The organism is Phycisphaerae bacterium, assembly GCA_017999985.1.
Lineage (GTDB): Bacteria > Planctomycetota > Phycisphaerae > UBA1845 > Fen-1342 > JAGNKU01.
The window spans coordinates 250,277-270,577 of record JAGNKU010000002.1; the positions used below are offsets into that span (position 1 = coordinate 250,277).

The window sequence follows — 20,301 nt, forward strand, 5'->3', positions numbered from 1 at the left end:
TTTAACCGCTTCTCCGCCGCTCCAGGTCCATTTGTGCCACAGCTCGCGCGCAGCGCAGCGCAGCGCGACCGGTCGCGTGCCAGAACACTCCATCAGCAGCTTCAAACGTACAGCCGCGCTGTGCGGGCGCCAAGCGCCGAATGCACGCCCCACGGGCTCCGCCCGAGTCGGCCTGGTGGTTGCTCCGGACGCCAGCATCGCTATGCTACCCGCGATGCAGGGTAGCGAGTGGAACAACAAACCAGCCGGCTTAGTGGGCCGCACCGCGGTCGCGCCCCAGCCGGCCTGCGCCGCACGGGAGCGCGTGCAGGCTTATGAGACCGCCCTGCTGGCCCTGGCCATCCTGGCCGGGCTCAGCGTGCGCCTGGTGTTCTTCACCGGGCTGATTGGGAGCGATGACCTCACGTACGCGGACGCCGCGCGCTACATGTTCAGTTCCGAGCACGAGCGTCCGTTTGAGGACGCAACCGCCGGCGGCGTCGCGATCCGGCGAATCGGGCTGAACCTGCCGCTGTTCCTGGCGATGCAGGCCTTCGGCGTGAGCGAACAATCGCTGGCCCTGGCCCCGCTGCTGTTCAGCCTGGCGGGCATCCCCATTGTGTGGGGCCTGCTGCGACTCTGGGCGGGCCCGGGAGCCGGCCTGACGGCCGCCTGGCTCTGGGCACTGCTGCCGGTCGACGTCTACACGGCGACGCTCTGGCTGCCGGACAACGTCTTCGCGACGGTGTTCGCCACGTTCCTGCTGTTCCTGGCGTTGTCCGAGCGCTCGCAAACGGGGCGGTGGGCAGCGCTGTTCGCCGGGGTCGCACTGGGTTATCTCGAGTACGTCAAAGAGATCGCGTACGTCTTCATCGTCCCGCTCGCCGCCCACGCGGCGTACACCTGGTGGCGGACACGCCGGCTGAATACCCGGGTGATCTACGTCGTTGTCGGCTTCGTCTTCGTCCAGGTGCTGGCGGCGTGGTATTTCTGGAGCCAGGGCGGGCATCCGCTCGTGTTCTGGAGGATGGCGTTTCTGCGCTACACCGACGTGATGCTACACTTCGACCAGCGCAACCCGTTCCCGCAGAACCTCGTGCTCACCTGGCGCTACCTGACGGAGCAGTGGGCGTTTGGCTACGGGGTGGTGGTGTTCGCGCCGCTCATGCTCATCGGCCTCCTGTCCAAGTCAACGCCCATGCGCGGGCGGCTGTTCATGTTCCTGCTGCTCCAGGCGTACATCGTGTACGAGGGCGTCAAGCTCGGGCACTGGACGCAACGCTACCTGCTCCAGGCCTCCCCCACGGTGCTCGCGCTGGTGGTCATGGGGCTCTGGGTGCTGCTGAGCCGCCTGCCCCAGCCGCGGAACCGCCGGGCTCTGGCGCTCGCCGGCACGGCGCTGGTGCTCGCCACCGGCGTCGCGTTGCGCCCGGAGCGACAGCAGCACGGTCGTTTTCGCGCGCAAGTGCTGCGCGACGCGCACGCCTACCTGGCGGCCAACGCGGCGGCGGACGATCCGATCTATCTCGTCGCGAGCAATGAATACTGGAAGGGTGCCGTGCCGTTCTACACGAAGCGGGCCCTGGAACTGCTCTCCGGACACCGTCCGTTCAAAGGCGGCTTCCACGATCTGGCGGAGGCGTACGCCGCGCAATCCGGCTGGGTGGTTCTGTCGCACCTGGAAGGGCAATACCTGAATCTCGGCCTCAACGGTCGGATCTGGGGCATCGCGTCGAACTGGCTGGAAGTCTTTCGCGCCCAGACGCCCCAGAACCGCCGGTACTACGCCAGCGTGTACAAGATTCTGCCCGCCGTCCCGCCCGCATTCGTCTGCATCATCGACAAGCCCATGCTGCCGGCCCCGTTGCCGGATGTCTCCAGGCATCACTTTGAACCGGCGGTGCTCTTCGGCAGCCTGGAGGGCCTGCGCAGTCCGCGCTGGAGCCGTCGCCTCGCGTCGCAGGAAATCCAGGCGACGGAGGAGGGACTGCGCTGCGCGCTCGTCGCCGAGGCGGGCGCAGACCAGTCCTCACGCGGCGGGGTGCGGCTGCGCGTGCCGGGCTTGGCTGCGCTCGTCGCCGACCTGGAAATCGCCCAGCCCGAAAACGTGCGCTCCGTGTGCATTTATGCGAATGGAAACGCGTCGCGGGACACCATCAAGTGGCAATGGCGCCTGTCTGACGCGCAGCGCCGGGGACCCAATTTCCGCACGCGCATCGCGCTCGTGCCGGGCAAGCCGGCCGGCTACTTCCGGGCCAGCGGCGACCTGCCGCCGGAAGAGGTACGCGAGGTGCACGTGTTCGTCGAGCTCAACCCCGGCACCGCGGCGGGTTTCACGCTGCGCGAGCTGCAGGTCGCGGCGCCCACCGCGGCACCTGCCGACGAACCCGCGGCATTCACCACCATCGCGCTCGACGGCCCACCGGACAGCTATCGCCTGCGGAACATCGGGGCCAGCCGCAGCGCGGACGTGCACACGTGGGCGCGCGGCTTGCGCTGCGACATCGTTGGCGACCCGGATAGTCAAGCGCACCAGTACGGCGGGTTCCAACTGCCGGTGGACGGGCTGCATGCCCTGCGCTTCAAGCTCGGGCTCATCGACCCGCAGAACATCGTCGGCGTGTGGGTGGACGGGCTGGACGAGCGACGCGCGCGCGTGCTGCGCTGGGAGTGGTTGCTGTCGGCGGAACGCCCGGCGTTCGATGTAGGACAGACATATACGTTGCAGCCGGAGCAATCGGACGGCTACTTCGAGACAGTCACCGCAGGCGACGGCGCGGCCGTACGCGAGATCAGGGTGTTCGCCCGGATCAAGCCCGGCACGGAAGCTGGCCTGCTGCTTTGGGCGGCTGATGTGGAACCGGTCGAGGAGAAGGCGATTGGTGCCGCGACCGCGCCGGTAACGTCAAGCGACGACGTGAGCAACGCCCCATGAAGCCTGCGGACATCGCGCTGCTCGCCCTGGCCGTCCTGGTCGGGCTGGTAATCCGCCTGTATTTCTTCACCGGCCTGATCGCCAGCGACGATCTGACCTACGCCGAGTCGGCCCATCGGATGTTCCAGGGCGCAGATGAGCGCACGCACGTCAACGAAGGAACGGTGGTGGTGCGTCGCCTCGGCGTGAATTTTCCGCTCTTCCTCGCGACGCGGGCATTCGGCGTGCACGAGCGGTCCCTCGCACTAGTCCCCCTCGTTTTCAGTCTGGGGGGCATCGTTGCCGCCTATGCTACGCTGCGGCTGCTGGCCGGCCCGGGGGCCGGATTACTGGCAGCCTGGCTCTGGGCCTGCCTGCCGGCCGACGTGTACACGGCAACGGTCTGGTTGCCGGACAACATCTTCGCCACCGTATGCATGGTCATGACGTACTTCCTGGCGGCGTCCGAGGCGTGGCCGCGGCGACAATGGCTGGCGGCGCTGCTCGCGGGCATCGCGCTCGGATACCTCGAGTATGTCAAGGAGGCGGCGTACATCCTGCTGCTGCCCTGGTTGGCGTGGGGCGCATACACGCTTTGGCGCACCCGGCGGGTTGACCTGCGTCCGGTGTACGTTCTCTCCGGCTTTCTACTGGTGCAGGTCCTCGCCAGCGTGTACTTCTGGACCCAGGGCGGACATCCGCTGGTGTTCTGGCAGCACACGATTAAACGGTATTCGGAGGTCATGCTGCATACGCCACAGCCGCTGCCTTTTCCGGCCAACATTGCGATGGGTGGCACCTACGTGTTCAAGCAGTGGATCCTGGGTTATGGATTCGTACTCTTTCCGCTGCTGCTAATCGCGGCGTTAATGGATCGACGCCTGCGACTCCGGGGCCGACTGCTGCTGTTACTCGCCCTGCAGATGTACATTGTCGTGGAAGGATGGAAATTGGGCTCGTGGACGCAGCGTTACATCCTGCATGCCACCGCCAGCATCGTCGCGCTGAGCGCGCTGGGTCTGCACGCGCTAACGAGCCGGCTGCCTCCGCGCCGGCAGGGCTGGAGCATGGCTACAACGTCCATCGCACTGATCATGGCGAGCATCGCCGCCCTGCGGCCACAGTGGCAGCAACACGGCCGCTTTCGCGCGGATGTTCTGCGAAGTGCCCATGCCTATCTGCAGAACAACGCCGGCCCGGAGGATGTGATCTATGCCGACCTGACGCGCAAAATGACCTACGCCCCGCGCGCCCTGGCACTGCTAGCGGGATTCCAGCCGTTCAAGGGCGGGTTTCAGAACATTGATCGCGCCTACCGTGCGCAGTCCGGCTGGGTCCTGTTGACACACCTGGATGACACGCACCGAAGTCGACGGCCCGCGCGCAGCTTCCGTGGCATCGCGCCGCACTGGCTGGAAGTCTGCCGCGCGGAGGATCTCGACGGCAACTGCTTCGCGCGCGTGTTCAAGATCTTGCCCGCTGAGCCGCCGCCGTTTGTCGCCGTTCTTGCGCCGGCAACGCTTACCGAAGTCCCCATCGACCTCAGCCAACTGGAGTTCGAATCGTTGACCCTGGCCGGCCCGCCTGAGGCGCTGCGCAGCCGCCGCTGGGTTCCGGATGCCACAACCGTTGAGATCACTTTGGACAAGAACAGCGTGCGCTGCCTGACGCGCCCGGATCCTGGCGGATCCGAGACGCGCCATGCCGGCATACAGTTCAGTGTCGTCGGCCTAGCCGCCCTGCGGGGCGACCTGACCCTGACGAATGCCCACGACGTTCAGGTCGTGTTCGTTTACCTATACGGCGGGGAGCCCGGGAGCGTCGCGCGCTACCAGTGGCGTCTCAGAGCGCGCGACCGCACTGACGACCGGCATGAACCCATGCTGATCGTCCCGGGGCTTGCGACAGGTGGCTTCCGCCTCGCCGGCGGCATCGCCCCGGAGGACGTGCGCGAAGTCCACGTGTTCGTACGTGTGGCACCCGGGGCGGCAGCGGGGTTCACCCTCCGGAACCTGGAGATCGCAACACCCGAGCTTGTCGACAATGCGGAGTCCCGCGACTGACCTCCGGTGCGCCGACGTGCGGCGCAGACCGGGGCTTCTGGAGGTGGTATGGCGCAGATCACGTCCGGCGTGCGACGGCTGCTCGCGGCGGCACACGTCTACGATCTGTTTCAGTGGCTCGTTGGCGCTGACGCGGCGCGGGCCACGCTCGCCCGTGACTTCATCCGCGCCCAGCCCGGCCAGCGCATCCTCGACATCGGCTGCGGCACGGGGGCGATCCTGGCGCACTTGCCGGCTGTTGAGTACTACGGGTTCGACCTGAGCGCGGACTACATCGCCGCCGCGCGCCAGCGCTTCGGCAACCGCGGCACGTTCTGGCCTGAACGCGTGACCTCGGCCAGCCTGGAACGCGTGCCACAATGCGACATCGTGATCACGGTGGCTGTGCTGCACCACCTGGACGATGATGAAGCGCTGCAACTCTTCGGGCTGGCCCATGCGGCGCTGCGCCCCGGCGGCCGGCTTGTGACGTACGACAACTGCTACACCGCCGATCAATCCTGGCTGTCGCGCTGGATCGTATCGCGGGACCGCGGGCAGAACGTCCGCTGGGAGCCGGAATATCGCGCGCTCGCGGAAAAGGTCTTCGCGCGCGTGCGGACGGTTGTGTCGCACAAGATACTGCGCATCCCCTACACGTCCATCTTCATGGAGTGCGAGAAGTAGCTCCCTACCGGCCGGTCTTGGCCGCCACGACGAAGAGCGAGCCGCCCCACGGGAAGCGCACACCGGCCTGAATCAGGGCCCGCTCGCCGGCCAGGGCCATCCCGAGCACCGCGTTCGCCAGTGTCCCCATCCGCAACTCATCGACGGCGTCGTACCCCTCGGTCAGACGCCGGTTCCGCGAACGCGAGAGCAGCATCAGCGGGAGTAGCACGGCGTTGAAAGAGCCAACCCGCAGCGGTGCGAAGCCTGCTCCACGCACCTTGGACAGCAGTTCCTGACGCGCGTAGCGCCGCTTGTGCTGCGCGTACTCGTCGAATGCGCTCCAGAGGAAACGGTGCTGCGGCACGGTCAACAAAATGCCGCCGCCGTCGCGAACCGCGCGATGCATCTGCCGCAGTACGGCCTCGTCATCCTCGATGTGCTCCAGGACATCGAAGGCCCCGACCACGTCGAACTCATCGACATACGGGATATTCCGGGCGTCCATCTGGAACAGATCCGTCCCCGGCAAGCGCGCTTGGGCGAACGCCAGGCCCTCGGTGTAGATTTCGCTGCCCGAGAACCGCAGGGCGGGAAACTCCCGGCGGAGATTGCTGAGCACAAAACCCGTGCCGCAGCCGATTTCCAGCAGCGACTCCGCCCGCGGAAAGTAGCGGCGCAGCGCCCACGCCAGCAGCCGATTCCGGGCTCGGAACCAGAAATTGCCCGCCTCCACTCCCGCCAGACCCGCAAACGCCTCCGGCTTGAACCCGTCGTTCTGCGCCGCCAGCTCCGGCGCGAAGGCCAGGAAACCCTGGCGCGTGGCCGGCATGTGCGCGCACTGCGGACAGCGCCAATCGGCCCGGTCGAACGTCTGCCGGCATGCGAGGCAACGCTTCAATTCGGGCACTCCGCGCGGGTTGCGGCCCGCGCGGCGATTGTAGCAGGCGTGGTGGCGACGGCCAGACCCGACGCCGGTGCGGCTTGTTTCACCCCCACACGCCGGTACAATGGACGCAAGCTACCGAGCGCAGCAATCTGCGGACCGGATCGGGCAGCCTGGCAAGACTGGAACCATGACGCGGCGCGTGGCGATTCTGCAGTCGAACTACATTCCCTGGAAGGGGTACTTTGACATCATCAATCTGGTCGACGAGTTCGTGCTGTACGACGAGGTGCAATACACGCGCCGCGACTGGCGCAACCGCAACCAGATCAAAACGCCCGGCGGGCTATTGTGGCTCACGATTCCCGTGCAGGTGAAGGGCAAGTACACGCAGCGGATCATGGACACGGTGGTTTCGGAACCGGACTGGCCGCAGCGTCACTGGGCCAGCATCACGCACAACTACGCCCGGGCCGGCGGCTTTGCTGAATATCGCGGTGTGCTGAGCGACCTGTACGGCTCGGTGCACGAAACGCTCCTGAGCCAGATCAACCATCGTTTCCTGACTACGCTCTGCCAACTCCTGGGTATTCGCACGCGGCTGTCCTGGTCCACCGACTACCCGCGTCAGACCGAAGACCGCACCCGGCGTCTGGTCGAGATCTGCCGGCAACTGGGCGCGACGGAGTACCTGAGCGGCCCGGCAGCGCGCAGTTATCTGGACGAATCTGCGTTCGCGGCGGCGGGGATCAGGGTGCAGTACATGAACTACGACGGCTACGCGGAATACGAGCAGGTTCATCCGCCATTCTGTCACGCGGTGAGCATCATCGACCTGCTGCTGAATACGGGCGCGGCCGCGCGCCGCTACATGAAGAGTTGAACCCGTGAAACTGTCCATCGTCACTTCGCTGTACCACTCGGCGCGCTACCTGGAGGAGTTCCACCGGCGTACTTCCGCCGCGGCTGCGCAGGTCACCGACGATTTCGAGCTCGTGCTGGTCAACGACGGCTCGCCAGACGACTCCCTCGAGGTTGCGGTCCGGCTGCACCGCGCTGATCCGCGCGTGCGCGTCATCGACCTGGCCCGCAACTTCGGCCACCACAAGGCGCTGATGACCGGCCTGGCCCACGCGCGCGGTGATCTGATCTTCCTCATCGACGCGGACCTGGAGGAGGAGCCGGAACTGCTCCCGCGCTTCCACGCCGAAATGCAGGCGACCAGCGCCGAGGTGATCTACGGCGTGCAGGCCCGGCGCAAAGGCGACTGGTTCGAGCGGCTCAGCGGCTGGTGTTTCTACCGCCTGTTCAACCTGTTATCGAGCCACCCAATCCCGGCCAACCTGATCACCGCCCGGCTGATGACCCGCCGCTACGTCGCCGCCCTGCTCCTGCATCGCGAATCCGAGGTCTTTCTCGGCGGCGTCTGGGCGATCACGGGCTTTCGGCAGCTTCCGCTGCAGGTGGTCAAGCACAGTCACGGCCACACCACCTATAACCTCTGGCGGCGCCTGGCGCTGCTGGTCAACGCCATCACATCGTTCAGCAGCCGCCCGCTGCGGATGGTCTTCTATCTGGGAGCCCTGATTTTTCTGGTCTCGTCCCTGGCGGCCGCGTATCTCGTGTGTCTGCGCCTGTTCGTGCACGGCTTCACGCTCGGCTGGCCCTCGGTGGTGGTTTCGATCTGGATGATCGGCGGGCTGACGATTTTCTGCATCGGCGTCGTCGGTATCTACGTCTCCAAGATCTTCACCGAGAGCAAGCGGCGACCGTATACCATCGTGCGGGACATCTACGAGCGCGCCGAGGAGCCTGAGAGCCATGTCGTTCACCCACATCCGGGATTCAGTGAGCGCCTACTACACTCAGAAGCTCCGCGCGAATGGCCCGAACGCGCGCGGCGTTGACTGGAACTCGACCGAGTCACAGGTCCTGCGCTTCGATCAACTCCTCAAGGTGTGTCCGAGCGCACGCGATTTCAGCTTGCTCGACTACGGCTGCGGTTACGGCGCACTGTACGACTATCTGTGCTCCCGCGGCCTGTCGTGCGATTACTGCGGCTTTGACATCTCCGCCGCCATGATCGCCACGGCGCGCGCCCAGCATCCGGGCGCATCGCGCTGCCTCTTCACGGACGCCGACGCCGCGCTGACGGCCGCGGATTACGCGGTCGCGAGCGGCATCTTCAACGTGCGGCAGAACGTGCCCGACGCCGTGTGGTGGGAATATACCCGCACCACCCTCGGTCGGCTGGCCGAACTGAGCCGGCACGGGTTCGCGTTCAACATGCTCACATCCTACTCCGACCCTGAGCGCATGCGACCGGATCTCTACTATCCCGACCCCTGCAAGATCTTCGACTACTGCAAACGCACGTTCTCGAGGCAGGTAGCCTTGTTGCACGACTACGGCCTGTATGAGTTCACGATCCATGTGCGTCTGTGAGCCAGGTTGCCGCGCACCGCGTGGAGCTCCGCCCATGCTGCGGGTAGCCTTCTGCATTTCCGGCCGCGGACGCCTGGCCCGCAGCGCGCTCGCGTGCCGCACCGCTCTGGGATTCAAGCCCGTACTTATCCTCACCGACGAAAAAGCTGACCCATCCCTGGAGCCGTTCGCCCAGGACGTCGGCACGCCGTTCGTCCGGCTGGATGTCCACGATCGACCGCGCTTTGATCGGGACCTCGAGGCCGCCTGCGTGCACGCCACCCCCGACCTCATCGTACTCACCTTCGACAAGCTCGTGCCTGCAACCCTGGTGGCGCGGTTTCCGCACGCGATCGTGAATGTGCATCTTTCGCTGCTGCCGGCGTTTCGCGGCTTCGGCGCACTGCGCGCCGCACTCGAGGCCGGCGTGAAATTCGCCGGGGCGACGCTGCACCTGGTCGGCACTGACGTCGATGGCGGCCCGATCATCACCCAGGGGGTCGTGCCCGTCCGCGCGGACGACACCCCCGCTGCGCTCGGGACCCGCATTTACGGACGACTGCTGCCGATGTACCTGCAGGTCCTGGCATGGTACGCTGCCGGCCGCGTGTGGCACGATACCGCGGGGCGCGTCTGGATTCGTGACGCCGACTACGGCGATTGCTTGACGTGTCCGGCGATTGAACCTGGCGTCGCTGCGCTGGCGCGCCGACTTTCCGAGACACCTGAAGAAGTGAACCCGCACCCATGACGACTTCGCCAATCCCCTTCAACCGCCCCGTACCTGCCGGCCGCGAGCTGGAGTACATCCAGCAGTGCCTGCACGGCGCGCACCTGTCCGGCGACGGCCCGTTTACGAAGCGTGCGCACGCACTGCTCGAACAGCTCACCGGCGCCCGCAAGGCTTTCCTGACGACTTCCTGCACGCACGCCCTGGAAATGTGCGCGCTGCTGCTGGACCTCAGCTCCGACCACGAGTTCATCGTCCCGTCATTCACGTTCGTCTCGACCGCCAACGCGTTCGCGCTCCGCGGCGCGCGGCCGGTCTTCTGTGACATTCGTCCGGACACACTCAACCTGGACGAGACGAAGCTCGCAGCGCTCATCACGCCGCGCACCCGCGCGATCGTGCCCGTGCATTACGCCGGCGTCGGCTGCGAAATGGACGCCATCCTCGCGATCGCGCGCCGCCACAACATCCCCGTGGTCGAGGACAACGCCCATGGGCTGTTCGGCCGATACAAGGACCGGGCGCTCGGTACGTTCGGCGCGCTGGCGACGCAGAGCTTCCACGAGACGAAGAATATCGTCTGCGGCGAGGGCGGGGCCCTGCTGATCAACGACCCCGCGTACGTTGAGCGGGCCGAGATCATCCGCGAGAAAGGCACGAACCGCAGCCGCTTCTTCCGCGGACAGATCGACAAGTACACGTGGGTCGATCTCGGGTCGAGCTACCTGCCGTCCGAGCTTCTCGCGGCGTTCCTGTGCGCGCAACTGGAGCAGGCGACCGAGATCCAGGCGCGCCGCGGACGCATCTGGAACCACTACAACACCGAGCTGCACGACTGGGCCGCCGCGCACGACGTGCGCCTGCCGATCGTGCCGGCACACTGCCAACAGCCCTTCCACATGTTCTACATGCTGCTGCCGTCGCTCGAAGTGCGGCAGCGTCTGATTGCGCATCTGAAGGAGCACAAGATCCTGGCCGTGTTTCATTACCTGCCGCTACACCTCTCCGACGTCGGCCGGCGGTTCGGCGGCCGCGCGGGGCAATGTCCGGTCACCGAGCGCATCAGCGAACGACTGCTGCGTCTCCCCCTCTACAACGACATGACGCCCGCGGAGCAGGAGCGCGTCATCAACGCCGTGCGCGAGTTCAACTATTGATGCCCCGCGCGCTGGCCCTGGCGCTTCTGATCCTGCCACTGCTGGGCAGCTGTCCGACCATCGGGCTGCGAACCACGAATAGCCTGGAGATGGGATTCAATACCGGCGCCACCATGACGCCCGTGGCGACATCGGACACCCCGCTCTTTCGTGCCACCGCCGTGTTCGACAGCATCGCGGGCAAAGCCGGCAGCCACGCCCCCACGATCACTGCGTTTCCCGACGGCGAGCTGCTGGCAGCCTGGTATTCCTACAACGGGCCGCACGAGCTCGACGGGGCAGCCATTTACACCGCACGCCGACTCCCTGGTTCTGAAACGTGGGAGCCGCCGACACTGCATATCGATCGCCCGGCGGCCGACGGCAATCCGGTGCTCTACAGCGAAGGCGACAGCGTGTGGCTGTTTCAGGCCGTGGTGAGTGGCACCGGCTGGAGCACCGCGCACATCGAGGTGCAGCGCTCCTCAAACCGCGGTGCTACGTGGTTGTCGCCGGAGCTGATCGTTGGCCCGCTAGGCGCCAATGTACGCTTTCCGCCGATACGCACCCGCGACAGCGAATTGCTCCTGCCTGCGTACAACGACTTGGTCTTGCAGGCACTCTTTTTCGTTTCGCCGAACGGGCAAGACTGGACCCTGCGCGCCACGGTCGCGACCGCCCCGCCGCACGAATGCCTGCAACCGTCCGTCGTCAGGTTGGCCGACGGTCGCCTGCTGGCCGTGCTGCGGAACCGCGGGCAGGAGTGGCTCTGGGTTACCTCGTCCGCGGACGATGGCCGGACCTGGGCGACGCCGGCGGACAGCGGATTCCCCAACCCGGGCAGCGCGGCCGCCCTGTTGCGCCTGGCCAATGGACACCTCGTGCTGGTGTACAACGACAGCCCGTCAGCCCGGCGCCCGCTCTCCACCACAGTTTCCGCTGACGACGGAGCCACCTGGTACCCGCCGCGGCTGCTCGTCGACGGTCCCGGTTCCTACGCCTACCCAGCCGCGATCCAGACGCCGGACGGCCTGATTCACATCGTCTATTCCGACGACCGCCAACGCATCGGGCACATCGCGCTGAACGAGGCGTGGATCGTCGCAGAGGCGCCCGGGAGCGGTTCCTGACAGATCCGGACTTGACTTTCCAGTGAACTTGGGCGATACTGTAAGTATCCGCTTACGATACAGCACATGGAGTATGAATGCCTCGAGTCAGTCAGACCAACGCCAAACGCCGCGCGCTGCTGCCGATTGTCGCGCACGCCTTCGCCGAACTGGGCTACCGGCGGACGACCACCGCGGAGCTGGCCCGACGCTGCGGCGTACGTGAGAACATCCTCTACCGCCTCTGGCCGGACAAGAAGGCGATGTTCATCGCGGCGATCGGCTACGTGTACGACCAGTCGGTCGCGATCTGGGGCCGACTGCTGGTCGAGACCGATGGTGAAACCACGCTCGCCGAGCGATTGCTCGCCTATGAGTCCCAGCACCACGGCGAGTTCGGACATTATAGGATTGTGTTCGCGGGGCTGAGCGAGACGGACGACCCGGAAGTGCGGGCGGCCCTCTCGGACATGTATCGCCGGTTCGCACGTTTCGTGGAGCAGCAGATTAAAGTCCACCGCGCGAGCCGTGCCGTCGGGACGACCCCCGGTGCTGGCGACACGGCCTGGGCCGTGGTCGGGCTGGGCACGGTGGCCAACATCGCCCGTGAGCTGGGGCTGGTCAGCGACACGCAGCGCCGGCGGCTGTTCGCCGAAGTCGGGCGGCTGCTGCTCACCGGGTCGCAGAAGTGAGCGTTTTCTTTTTGGCGACAATGTAAGCATATACTTACCGAATACTAACGCACGTACAAGGAGAGGGTTTATGAAACAGTTCGTAGCAGTGTCGGCATTGGGCATGTTGGGTGGGCTGGTGGTGCTCACGCTGGGCAGTTGCGGCGGCGCCGCCGATCCGCAGCTCGAGCAGGAGTTCCGAGAGACCCTGGGAGATACGTCCATCACCGTCTTCCCGGCCGCGATACGCCGGGAGACGGTCACCTATGATCACGCGCCAACGCTGAGAATCGGCGAGTTCCTGGCGGCGCAGAAGCTGGCCCAGCCAACGATTTCTGATGCGGAGGTGCCGCTCAGCGGGCCGTGGCACTCGAATGAGTCTACGATGTGGCAGGAGAGCGCCGCCTCCCTGGGCACGTATGTGAAGGCGCACCCCATCCAGACCCGTTATGCTCTGCTGCCGGAGTACCTGATCCTCGGCGGAAGCGGCGCTGTCGGCGGCGTGCACGTGTACGTCGTGCGCGACGATGGCGCGCTCGTGTTCGGGTTTGGCCTGAATTCCCATCACGAGGCGTTCAAGCGGCTGAGTCCGAAGACGGTGGATGATTGCACGACGCTCGCGATCGATCAACTGCGGGCGCAGCTCGTGACGGACAACGGGACGGCGAAGGTGAAATCCGGCTTGAAGGCGGACACCGCGCTGACCATCGTACCCGTCGTAATGCACGGTGGACCGTCGAAGGACGTGGCCGACGTCGTGGGGCTGATGCTGGAAAAAGAAGGAATGCCGAATATCTGGACGACCGACGCGGCGTTCAATCCGGCCGCGGATGGGTCTCTGGATGAGCTGGCCACGGCGTTCGCCAAGTTCATTAAGGCGCATCCGGTCGAGACCGAGTATGCGCTGTTCGCGCAACTCCTCGGCACGCCGCAGACGGGGCTTACCGAGAGTCGCGCGGTGTTGGTGGACAAGGCCGGCGCTGTTGTCTGGAAGGACCAGCAAGGACCGGATGACGCTGACTTCCAGCGCATCCAGCCGCGCGAGCCGATGCAGTGCTGCCTGCTGCTGTGCGAGCGGCTGAAGCCGGTGTTTCATCTTTCGGCAGTGACGCGCGCGAAGGCGAGCGAGGGCCGGATGGCACGGCTGTGGGCGGAGAAATCCGGCACGCCCACAGACGCGGAGCGCGCGGCGATGCATGACCGCGTGAGCAAGCTCAAGGCCGCCATCGGCAAGGCGACGATCGCCGTCTATCCCGTGCTGCTCGGCGACCAGGTGGATCGACAAGACGGCGAACAACTCGCGGCGCTCGTCGCCGAGGAGTTCGGCGGATCTGTGCAAGCGGCGGCAACCGACTTACCGCTGAAGATCGCCCCGAACTCGAACGAGCAGCGACGGCTATGGGACCTCGCGCGGGCATTCCAGGCCCAGGTACGCGCGAATCCGCCGGCCGCCGATTACGCGCTCTATGCGGAATACACGATCCGGCCAAGTGATCAGCAGGTCTGGACCGTGCATTTCGTGGTTTGTAACCGGGCCGGCGAGTGGGTCATCGTGGATTTCCAGAACAACCATCACGACGATTTCCAGCGGATCAACCCACAGAACAAAGGCGACTGCGCTCGGCTGATCGTGAAACGGCTGCAGGGCTACCTGCGGTAGCCCGCCGCATGCGAGGTGGACTATGACGAACCTGGGTGCCCCGGTTGTCGGCGGCGACGTCGCGCGTTCGCGCCTGCGATTGAAGCGCGTCTTCCTGCGCACGCTCGTAATCTCGCTCGTGTCCTGCGCACTGGTCGCGGTCGCCGCACTGCTCGCGGGCACCTTCAACGACACGACCGCCAAGATATTGATGACGCTCGCGGCGCTGGCCGTGCACAGCGGCGTCGCGATGGTGCTCGCCCACGCGCTCGAGCGACAGGTTCGCACGATCGTGAGCCGCAGCGGTCTCATCCTGTTCGCCGCCAACTTCGTGGTACTGCTCATCTGCATCTGGTGGCCGGGACCGCTGGACGCGCCCGCCGGCCGGGCCAGCGCGACGACGCTGGCCCTGCTGTGCGCGTATGTCGTCGCCGTACCGTGCGCCGACCTCATGGAACGTCGGGCCTACCAGCCGCTGCCGGCAGTCGGCCTGGCGAGCTGCATACTCGCTTTCGTGATGATCCTGGTCTGCATCTGGGCGGAGTCGCGGGAAAACGAAGCGTTCGCAAAGGCCACCGCCATCGCCGGCCTCGTCGCATTCTCGTTTGCCCATACGGCGCTGCTTCTGCGTGTGCCCACGGGCGGACGCACGGACTGGCTGCGCGCCGGCACCCTCTTGTGCGTATGGCTCGTGGCGGCAATGCTGGGCATCACGATCATTTGGGAAGTGGAAGACGAACTGTGGTTCCGCCTGCTCGGCGCCGCCGGTGTACTCGACGCCAGCGGCTCGCTGTCACTGCTGATCGTCGCCAAGTTGCGGCAGGTCGGCAAGACAGAGCAACTGCAGACCGCCGCGCCGCGCGTCGAGCTGAAGTGCCCGCGCTGCGCCACACCACAGTGCGTCGACATCGGCGCCACCCAGTGCAGCGCCTGCGGCTTGAAGTTCCGTATCGAGATCGAGGAACCACGCTGCGTGAAATGCGACTACGTGCTCTGGCAGTTGCCGGAGCGGCGCTGCCCGGAGTGCGGCACGCCGTTCTGACACGGTGTGCCGCACAACCGCGGCGCACTTGGCCGGCCGACGCGCCCTACTTGCGGACCGCCGCCACCTCGTCTTTGATCCGCTTCACATGCCCGCGGCCCAGACCCTTTACCTCGCAACCCAGCTCGAAGTACCGGCGGATCTTCGCGTCGTCCAGGATGCCGAAACAGTCGATGATCCCGACCGGCTGGCCGACCATCTTCACAACTTCGTCCGGCGACAGTGCCAGGTACGGCGCGTGCCGCACCGCGAGCACCACCGCGTCGGCGCCCTGCAACGCCGCCGCCAGGTCCTGCTGGACACGGAGATTTTTCAGACCCTCCTGGTTGCGGAAGAAGCGCGCCCAGCTGTGCCCCGGCGACGGATAGGTGTCCTGCTCCTCGACCTCCCACCAGTGCTGCAGGTACGGGTCATGCACACGCATGTCAGCCCCCATCTCGGTCAGCTTGCGCAGCACGAGCTCGCTGCCGCTGTAACGCGTGTCGCCGACGTCTTCGCGGTACGCCGCCCCGAGCAGCGCCACGCGCGCCGCCGCGACGATCTTACCCATGTTGCGCAGCGCGTCGCGCGTCAGCTCGGCGACGTGCAAGGCGCGGGTGTCGTTGATGTCAATCGCCATCGGCGTGATCTTGAAGATCTCGTCCTCGAAACCCATCAGGTGGCGGTAAGCCCACATGCCCAGGCCGCCGTCCTTCGGCAGGCAGTAGCCGCCGATGCCGGGGCCGGGGAAGATCATGTTGTTGTGCGTCGGCCGCATCTTGATCGCCTTGACGACCTTGATCAGGTCGACGCCGTTGCGCTCGGCGAAGAGGCTCCACTCGTCGAGAAAGGCCAGCATGGTGGCGCGGAAGCTGTTTTCCACGATCTTGCAGGTCTCGCTCTCGAGCGGGCGATCGAGCACGGTGAGGGGGAACTTCTCGGTGTTCAGCACCTCGGTGAGGAACTTTTCCACGCGCTGGCGGGCTTCCGCGTTCACGCCGCTGCAGACACGCCAGAAGTCGCGAATGCTGCGGACGTACTCCTTGCCGGGCATGACGCGCTCGAAGCTGTGCGCCAGCAGCGGCTCGGAGGTGATCCCGCGGGCGGCGAAGGCGCGCTTCAGGATCGGCAGCGCCACGTACTCGGTCGTGCCCGGGGCGACGGTGGTCTCGATCAGCACGAGGCACTTCGGCGGGATGAGCTGCCCGATGACCTCGAAGCTCTTCTCCAGGGCGGCCATGTCGGCGCGGCCGGTACGCAGGTTGCCGAGGTCTTCCTTCAGGTAGTCGCACTGCACGTCAACCACGACGCAATCGGCCAGCTTCAGCACGTCGTTGGTATACGTCGCCATCAACGTGCCCTTCTCCTTCACGCAACGCGGGATAATCTGGTCCACCTCGGGGTCTTCGGCCTTCACAGGCGACACGCCGCGGTTGAGGTACTGAATCTTCCAGTAGCTGCGCGTGCTGGGCCGCTGCATGCCGATCACGAACTTGCTCGGCTTGCCGGTCTTCTTGTCGACCGTGTCGGCCACGACGGCGGCCATGACCGCGCCGACGAACCCGACGCCGACGACCACGACGATCTCGCGGCCCTGCTTGCGCTGCTCGGCGACGATCTTCTCCAGCCGCTGATACTCGGCCGCATACTGCTCCTCGGTCGGCAGCGGAAACTTCTCACCATCGGGGCTGACTGAAAACGCCATGCGACTCTCCTCGATACCTGTGCGCGCCCGCCGCCTGCGAAGACCGGCCGGGGCTAGATGTGCTCCGTCGCGATCCCGTACATCTGGCCATAGGCCTCAAACTGCCGCACGTGATCGCCGTAAATGAACAACTGGTGAAAGCCCTGCGTGTCGCGCGTGTCGGCGGGGCCGTCCAGGGCCAGCTCGACCGACGTGCGGCACCCGCCGGCGGGCGGCGTGTCATGATTGCGCAGCACGCGGCCCTTGCCCAGGATCATCTTGTCCGGGGCCGTGAACTGCATGATCGTCACTTCCTGCTCGGGGCGCCACAGCACCTGGAGCGAGACACCGATGTCGGATTCCGAGTGGCTGCGCAGGATGAACGGCTCCGGGGGCTGGTGGTAGCCATTGAGCCGGGTCGGGCAGACACAGTGCGCGCCGATGAATGTGTTGTGCACTGTCTCCGGCACCGGATCCTGCATGAAGCCTGGCTTGTCCAACAGCTTGCAGCACAGCGTGTGCGACATGACCGCGTTGATGTCTGCTTCGCAGATCGCGGGCACGCCTGCATCGAGGAACCGCGACCAGGCCATGCACGGCGGGCACGGTATCTGCCGGTCGAAGACCGCGCCGAGGCAGTCCATCGTGATCCCGTGACAGCCTTCCTCGCTGAGAATGCGCGCGGCTGCGAAGTAGTTGCGCGCCGCGTTGATCACATCCGCCCGCGAGGGCTCAACGACTTTCTGTGCCGCCTTGCTGTACTCCTCAACCATCGCCAGCACGTCCGGCGTCTCGCCCGTCGCCGCCAGTGCGTCCGCGAACCGTTGCCGCGGCAGACGCCGGAGCTGCAGGCCGAAGGGCTCGAGCACTTCGTCCCGCGTCTCGTTCCCGGCCAGGACCGCCACACGCGTTCGCCGCACGTCATACGCTGTCCGCACCATCTTGAGCCCGAAGCGCAGCGGATTCAGCTCGAAGTCCGGCGACGAGATCAGGTGGACACCTGGCTGACGCGACAGCGCACGAATGTGGCCGGTGAAGCACACCCCCAGGCCGGCGAAGATGATCGTCGGGACGCCTGCGTCGGCGATTTTCTTGACCTGCCCCCACTGATCCATGTGCAACGGCAGCGCGATAACCGCGGCCGGCTTTGCCGCCTGGACCTGCGCGGCAAAACCGGCGACGGCCGCGTCGTCATACAGCGGCTCAGGCTCGAAGCGCATGCGGACTTTCAGCTCGTGACCGAAGCCCTCCAGGCGCTCCCGCGTTTTGTTGACAAACGCGTCGTAGGCATGTTTTTCCCACGCGGTGCCCGGCCAGCCGAGCCAGTACTTGTTTTTCGGCCGCAGGAACACGACCCGGATTTCAGGCCAACTGCCGGGCGTGTCGGCGGCTTCCGTCTGCGCGACCTCGCGCGCCGTAGCTTGTCGCAACCAGAATGCACCCGCAACGCTGGTGCTGGCGGCGGCGACCAGAAACTCGCGCCGCGAGAGCCCACTCGAACTACCACAGCACGCGCTATGATGGCACACGGTTCCGCCTCCAGCCGGTCCGCTGCCATGGCCGACACCGAGTCGTTGCGCGGACGGGCGGCACGATTGGACGGTGTGTGCCAGTATCGCCCAGGCCCGCGACGGCGCCAAGCAGGGCAGCCGCGGCTGAACGCCGGAATGGGCGCCGGGTCCTACCGATCCGCCGATTTCTGGCGGCCGTGCGGCCCGGTCCAGTCGTCGGCCGCGCCGGAAGCAGCACCTCCGGCGCGGCGACGCTGGCCCGTTTGAGCTACTTCACGCGCGTGTACGTGATTTCCATCTGCTTGATCTCCTTACCATCGGGCTGCGTCATGTACATCTCAAAGACGTGCTTGTCCTGGCTCTCGATGCGCGACACCGTGCGCCACTTCTGGTCCAGTTGCTCCGTCATCGGATTGGGGCCCGCGCCGGTGATGGTGATGACCTTGCCCGTCGCGTCGCACTTTCCCGTGCCGTACATCATGCCCGTGCTCATGTTGTCGATCCACACGGACATGTACTCCTTTTTCATGTTGTCATAACCCAGCAGCCCCAGGCCGTTGTACGGAGGACCGTTCGGCTCTTCCGGCGGTGCCGTCACGTCCTGCCGCAGGTACTTGCCGTCGTAGATCCACGTGAACTCCGCCTTGCCCTGCGAGGTCTGCGGCTCGGCGTCCGGCGACATCCACCAGCGCAACTGAAAGTCCCACTTGCCCACGAACGGGTCGAGGTGCTTGTGGTGCTCGCCCGGCGTGGCGTACTCCATGCACCGCTTCATCATCTCGGCCATTTTCTCGGCATCAGCCTGGGCCGCGGCGGGCTTCTTGGCGTCTTCCGCCTTCGACGGTGTTTCCGACGGCTTGCGAGTGTCCGGCGGCTGCTTCTCCTGCGCCAGCGCCGGCAGCGTCCACAGCAGCCCGCAAGCACACGCCAGCCCAAAAGTCCATTTACATCGCATCATGCTTGTGCTCCTTCTCTGGGTATCGGCCCGCAACATCGCCGCCTCACACCGAGGTCGACGTCAACACGCAGACAGCATGTTAGGGTTTTGTTCGCTTTTCGTCAACTGCCATTCGGCCCGCACACTGGGAGATAGTAGCGCCGTTGCTCACATAGCGGCGGCGATGTACGCTGAGTGGGCAACGGGCGAGATGAGCGAATCCATGCTCCCGGCGCGATGCCTTATAATCGTGGACCCGGTTCCGAACAATGAGTTAACCATTTATGACAGCACACTTTGTGAATCTGCTAGACGAGCTGCGCCGCCGCTCCTTGCGGATGGCGAGCCAGGTCGAGGACATGTTGTTCGAGGCCTGCGAGGCCATCTCCGATCCGGGCCAGCAAATGGCCCTGCGCGTGATTGCCCGCGACGCCGAGGTGGACGCGGCCGAGGTCGAGGTCGAGGCCGAGGTCATTCGGCTGCTCGCGCTGTATCAGCCCGTCGGCATCGACCTGCGGATGCTCTGCACGATCCTGAAGGTCAACAACGACCTGGAGCGGGTCGCGGACTGCGCGGTCAACATCGCGGAGCGCGCAGCGCATGGGGAATTGCAGGCGGTCGTGCGCGACAACGAAGAGCTGCGGCAGTTGTACCCGACGGTGCGTAAGGCACTGCGCGGCGCGGTGCAAGCCTACAGTTCCAACGACCCCGAGGCCGCGCGCGCAATCCGGGAGCAGGACCAGGGGATTGACGCGCTGTACCAGCAGATCATTCGAAACGTCCTGAAAGCGGCCGACGTGTCCCGCGATGACCTGGCCGCGTACCTCGATCTGCTGTCGGTGGCGAAAAACCTGGAGCGCATCGCCGACCACGCCACGAACATCGCCGAAGACGTGATCTTCCTCTCCACGGGCCAGATCGTCCGGCACCGCGAATGAGGCCACCGCGCGCC

At 65.8% G+C, this 20,301-nt stretch carries 17 protein-coding genes; 13 read left to right on the forward strand and 4 right to left on the reverse strand.

Annotation, left to right across the window (positions count from 1 at the left end; genetic code table 11):
* Window positions 1-304: 304 nt before the first annotated feature.
* From KA383_04575 to KA383_04585, 3 genes are read left to right on the forward strand one after another with little or no spacing between them, the layout of a single operon-like run.
* On the forward strand, window positions 305-2,914 hold the full coding sequence (locus tag KA383_04575; protein ID MBP7745384.1) for a glycosyltransferase family 39 protein: 2,610 nt from the start codon (window positions 305-307) through the stop codon (window positions 2,912-2,914).
* Complete coding sequence (locus tag KA383_04580; protein ID MBP7745385.1) at window positions 2,911-4,956, forward strand: glycosyltransferase family 39 protein; 2,046 nt, start codon at window positions 2,911-2,913, stop codon at window positions 4,954-4,956. The genes KA383_04575 and KA383_04580 overlap by 4 nt, the downstream gene beginning before the upstream one ends.
* 48 nt (window positions 4,957-5,004) lie before the next feature.
* Window positions 5,005-5,622 carry a class I SAM-dependent methyltransferase gene (locus KA383_04585; GenBank protein MBP7745386.1) on the forward strand — a complete coding sequence of 206 codons (618 nt, stop codon included), beginning with the start codon at window positions 5,005-5,007 and terminating at the stop codon, window positions 5,620-5,622.
* Window positions 5,623-5,626: 4 nt separating this feature from the next.
* Here the strand turns inward: KA383_04585 and KA383_04590 are convergent, their stop codons facing one another.
* On the reverse strand, window positions 5,627-6,433 hold the full coding sequence (locus KA383_04590; GenBank protein ID MBP7745387.1) for a class I SAM-dependent methyltransferase: 807 nt from the start codon (window positions 6,431-6,433) through the stop codon (window positions 5,627-5,629).
* 244 nt (window positions 6,434-6,677) lie between these two features.
* Between KA383_04590 and KA383_04595 the strand changes: the two genes are divergently transcribed.
* The 9 genes from KA383_04595 (at window position 6,678) to KA383_04635 (ending at window position 15,238) form a co-directional block, all read left to right on the forward strand.
* Window positions 6,678-7,370: a WbqC family protein gene (locus tag KA383_04595; protein ID MBP7745388.1), complete on the forward strand. Its 693-nt coding sequence runs from the start codon at window positions 6,678-6,680 to the stop codon at window positions 7,368-7,370.
* A 4-nt stretch (window positions 7,371-7,374) separates the two neighbouring features.
* A complete protein-coding gene (locus tag KA383_04600) occupies window positions 7,375-8,394 on the forward strand; it encodes a glycosyltransferase family 2 protein (GenBank protein MBP7745389.1) in 1,020 nt (339 codons plus the stop codon).
* Window positions 8,309-8,932: a class I SAM-dependent methyltransferase gene (locus KA383_04605; GenBank protein ID MBP7745390.1), complete on the forward strand. Its 624-nt coding sequence runs from the start codon at window positions 8,309-8,311 to the stop codon at window positions 8,930-8,932. The genes KA383_04600 and KA383_04605 overlap by 86 nt, the downstream gene beginning before the upstream one ends.
* 34 nt (window positions 8,933-8,966) lie before the next feature.
* Window positions 8,967-9,662: a phosphoribosylglycinamide formyltransferase gene (locus KA383_04610; GenBank protein MBP7745391.1), complete on the forward strand. Its 696-nt coding sequence runs from the start codon at window positions 8,967-8,969 to the stop codon at window positions 9,660-9,662.
* Window positions 9,659-10,798: a dTDP-4-amino-4,6-dideoxygalactose transaminase gene (gene rffA, locus KA383_04615; GenBank protein ID MBP7745392.1), complete on the forward strand. Its 1,140-nt coding sequence runs from the start codon at window positions 9,659-9,661 to the stop codon at window positions 10,796-10,798. The genes KA383_04610 and rffA overlap by 4 nt, the downstream gene beginning before the upstream one ends.
* A complete protein-coding gene (locus KA383_04620) occupies window positions 10,798-11,907 on the forward strand; it encodes an exo-alpha-sialidase (GenBank protein MBP7745393.1) in 1,110 nt (369 codons plus the stop codon). The genes rffA and KA383_04620 overlap by 1 nt, the downstream gene beginning before the upstream one ends.
* Before the next feature lie 77 nt (window positions 11,908-11,984).
* Window positions 11,985-12,578, forward strand: a complete 594-nt coding sequence (locus KA383_04625) for a TetR/AcrR family transcriptional regulator (GenBank protein MBP7745394.1) — start codon at window positions 11,985-11,987, stop codon at window positions 12,576-12,578.
* A 70-nt stretch (window positions 12,579-12,648) separates the two neighbouring features.
* Window positions 12,649-14,217 carry a hypothetical protein gene (locus tag KA383_04630; protein MBP7745395.1) on the forward strand — a complete coding sequence of 523 codons (1,569 nt, stop codon included), beginning with the start codon at window positions 12,649-12,651 and terminating at the stop codon, window positions 14,215-14,217.
* Window positions 14,218-14,239: 22 nt separating this feature from the next.
* Window positions 14,240-15,238 (forward strand): hypothetical protein, encoded by a 999-nt coding sequence (locus KA383_04635; GenBank protein MBP7745396.1) that lies wholly within the window; start codon window positions 14,240-14,242, stop codon window positions 15,236-15,238.
* A 46-nt stretch (window positions 15,239-15,284) separates the two neighbouring features.
* On the opposite strand, the gene KA383_04640 is transcribed toward KA383_04635, so the two are convergent.
* The 3 genes from KA383_04640 to KA383_04650 form a co-directional block, all read right to left on the reverse strand.
* Entirely contained in the window at window positions 15,285-16,922 is a 1,638-nt protein-coding gene (locus KA383_04640; GenBank protein ID MBP7745397.1) for a nucleotide sugar dehydrogenase, read from the reverse strand.
* Between the two features lie 53 nt (window positions 16,923-16,975).
* Window positions 16,976-18,331: a hypothetical protein gene (locus tag KA383_04645; GenBank protein MBP7745398.1), complete on the reverse strand. Its 1,356-nt coding sequence runs from the start codon at window positions 18,329-18,331 to the stop codon at window positions 16,976-16,978.
* A gap of 349 nt (window positions 18,332-18,680) precedes the next feature.
* A complete protein-coding gene (locus KA383_04650) occupies window positions 18,681-19,370 on the reverse strand; it encodes a DUF1579 domain-containing protein (protein MBP7745399.1) in 690 nt (229 codons plus the stop codon).
* Between the two features lie 263 nt (window positions 19,371-19,633).
* On the opposite strand from KA383_04650, the gene phoU reads away from it, so the two are divergent.
* Entirely contained in the window at window positions 19,634-20,287 is a 654-nt protein-coding gene (phoU, locus tag KA383_04655) for a phosphate signaling complex protein PhoU (protein MBP7745400.1), read from the forward strand.
* The last annotated feature ends 14 nt before the right edge of the window (window positions 20,288-20,301 follow it).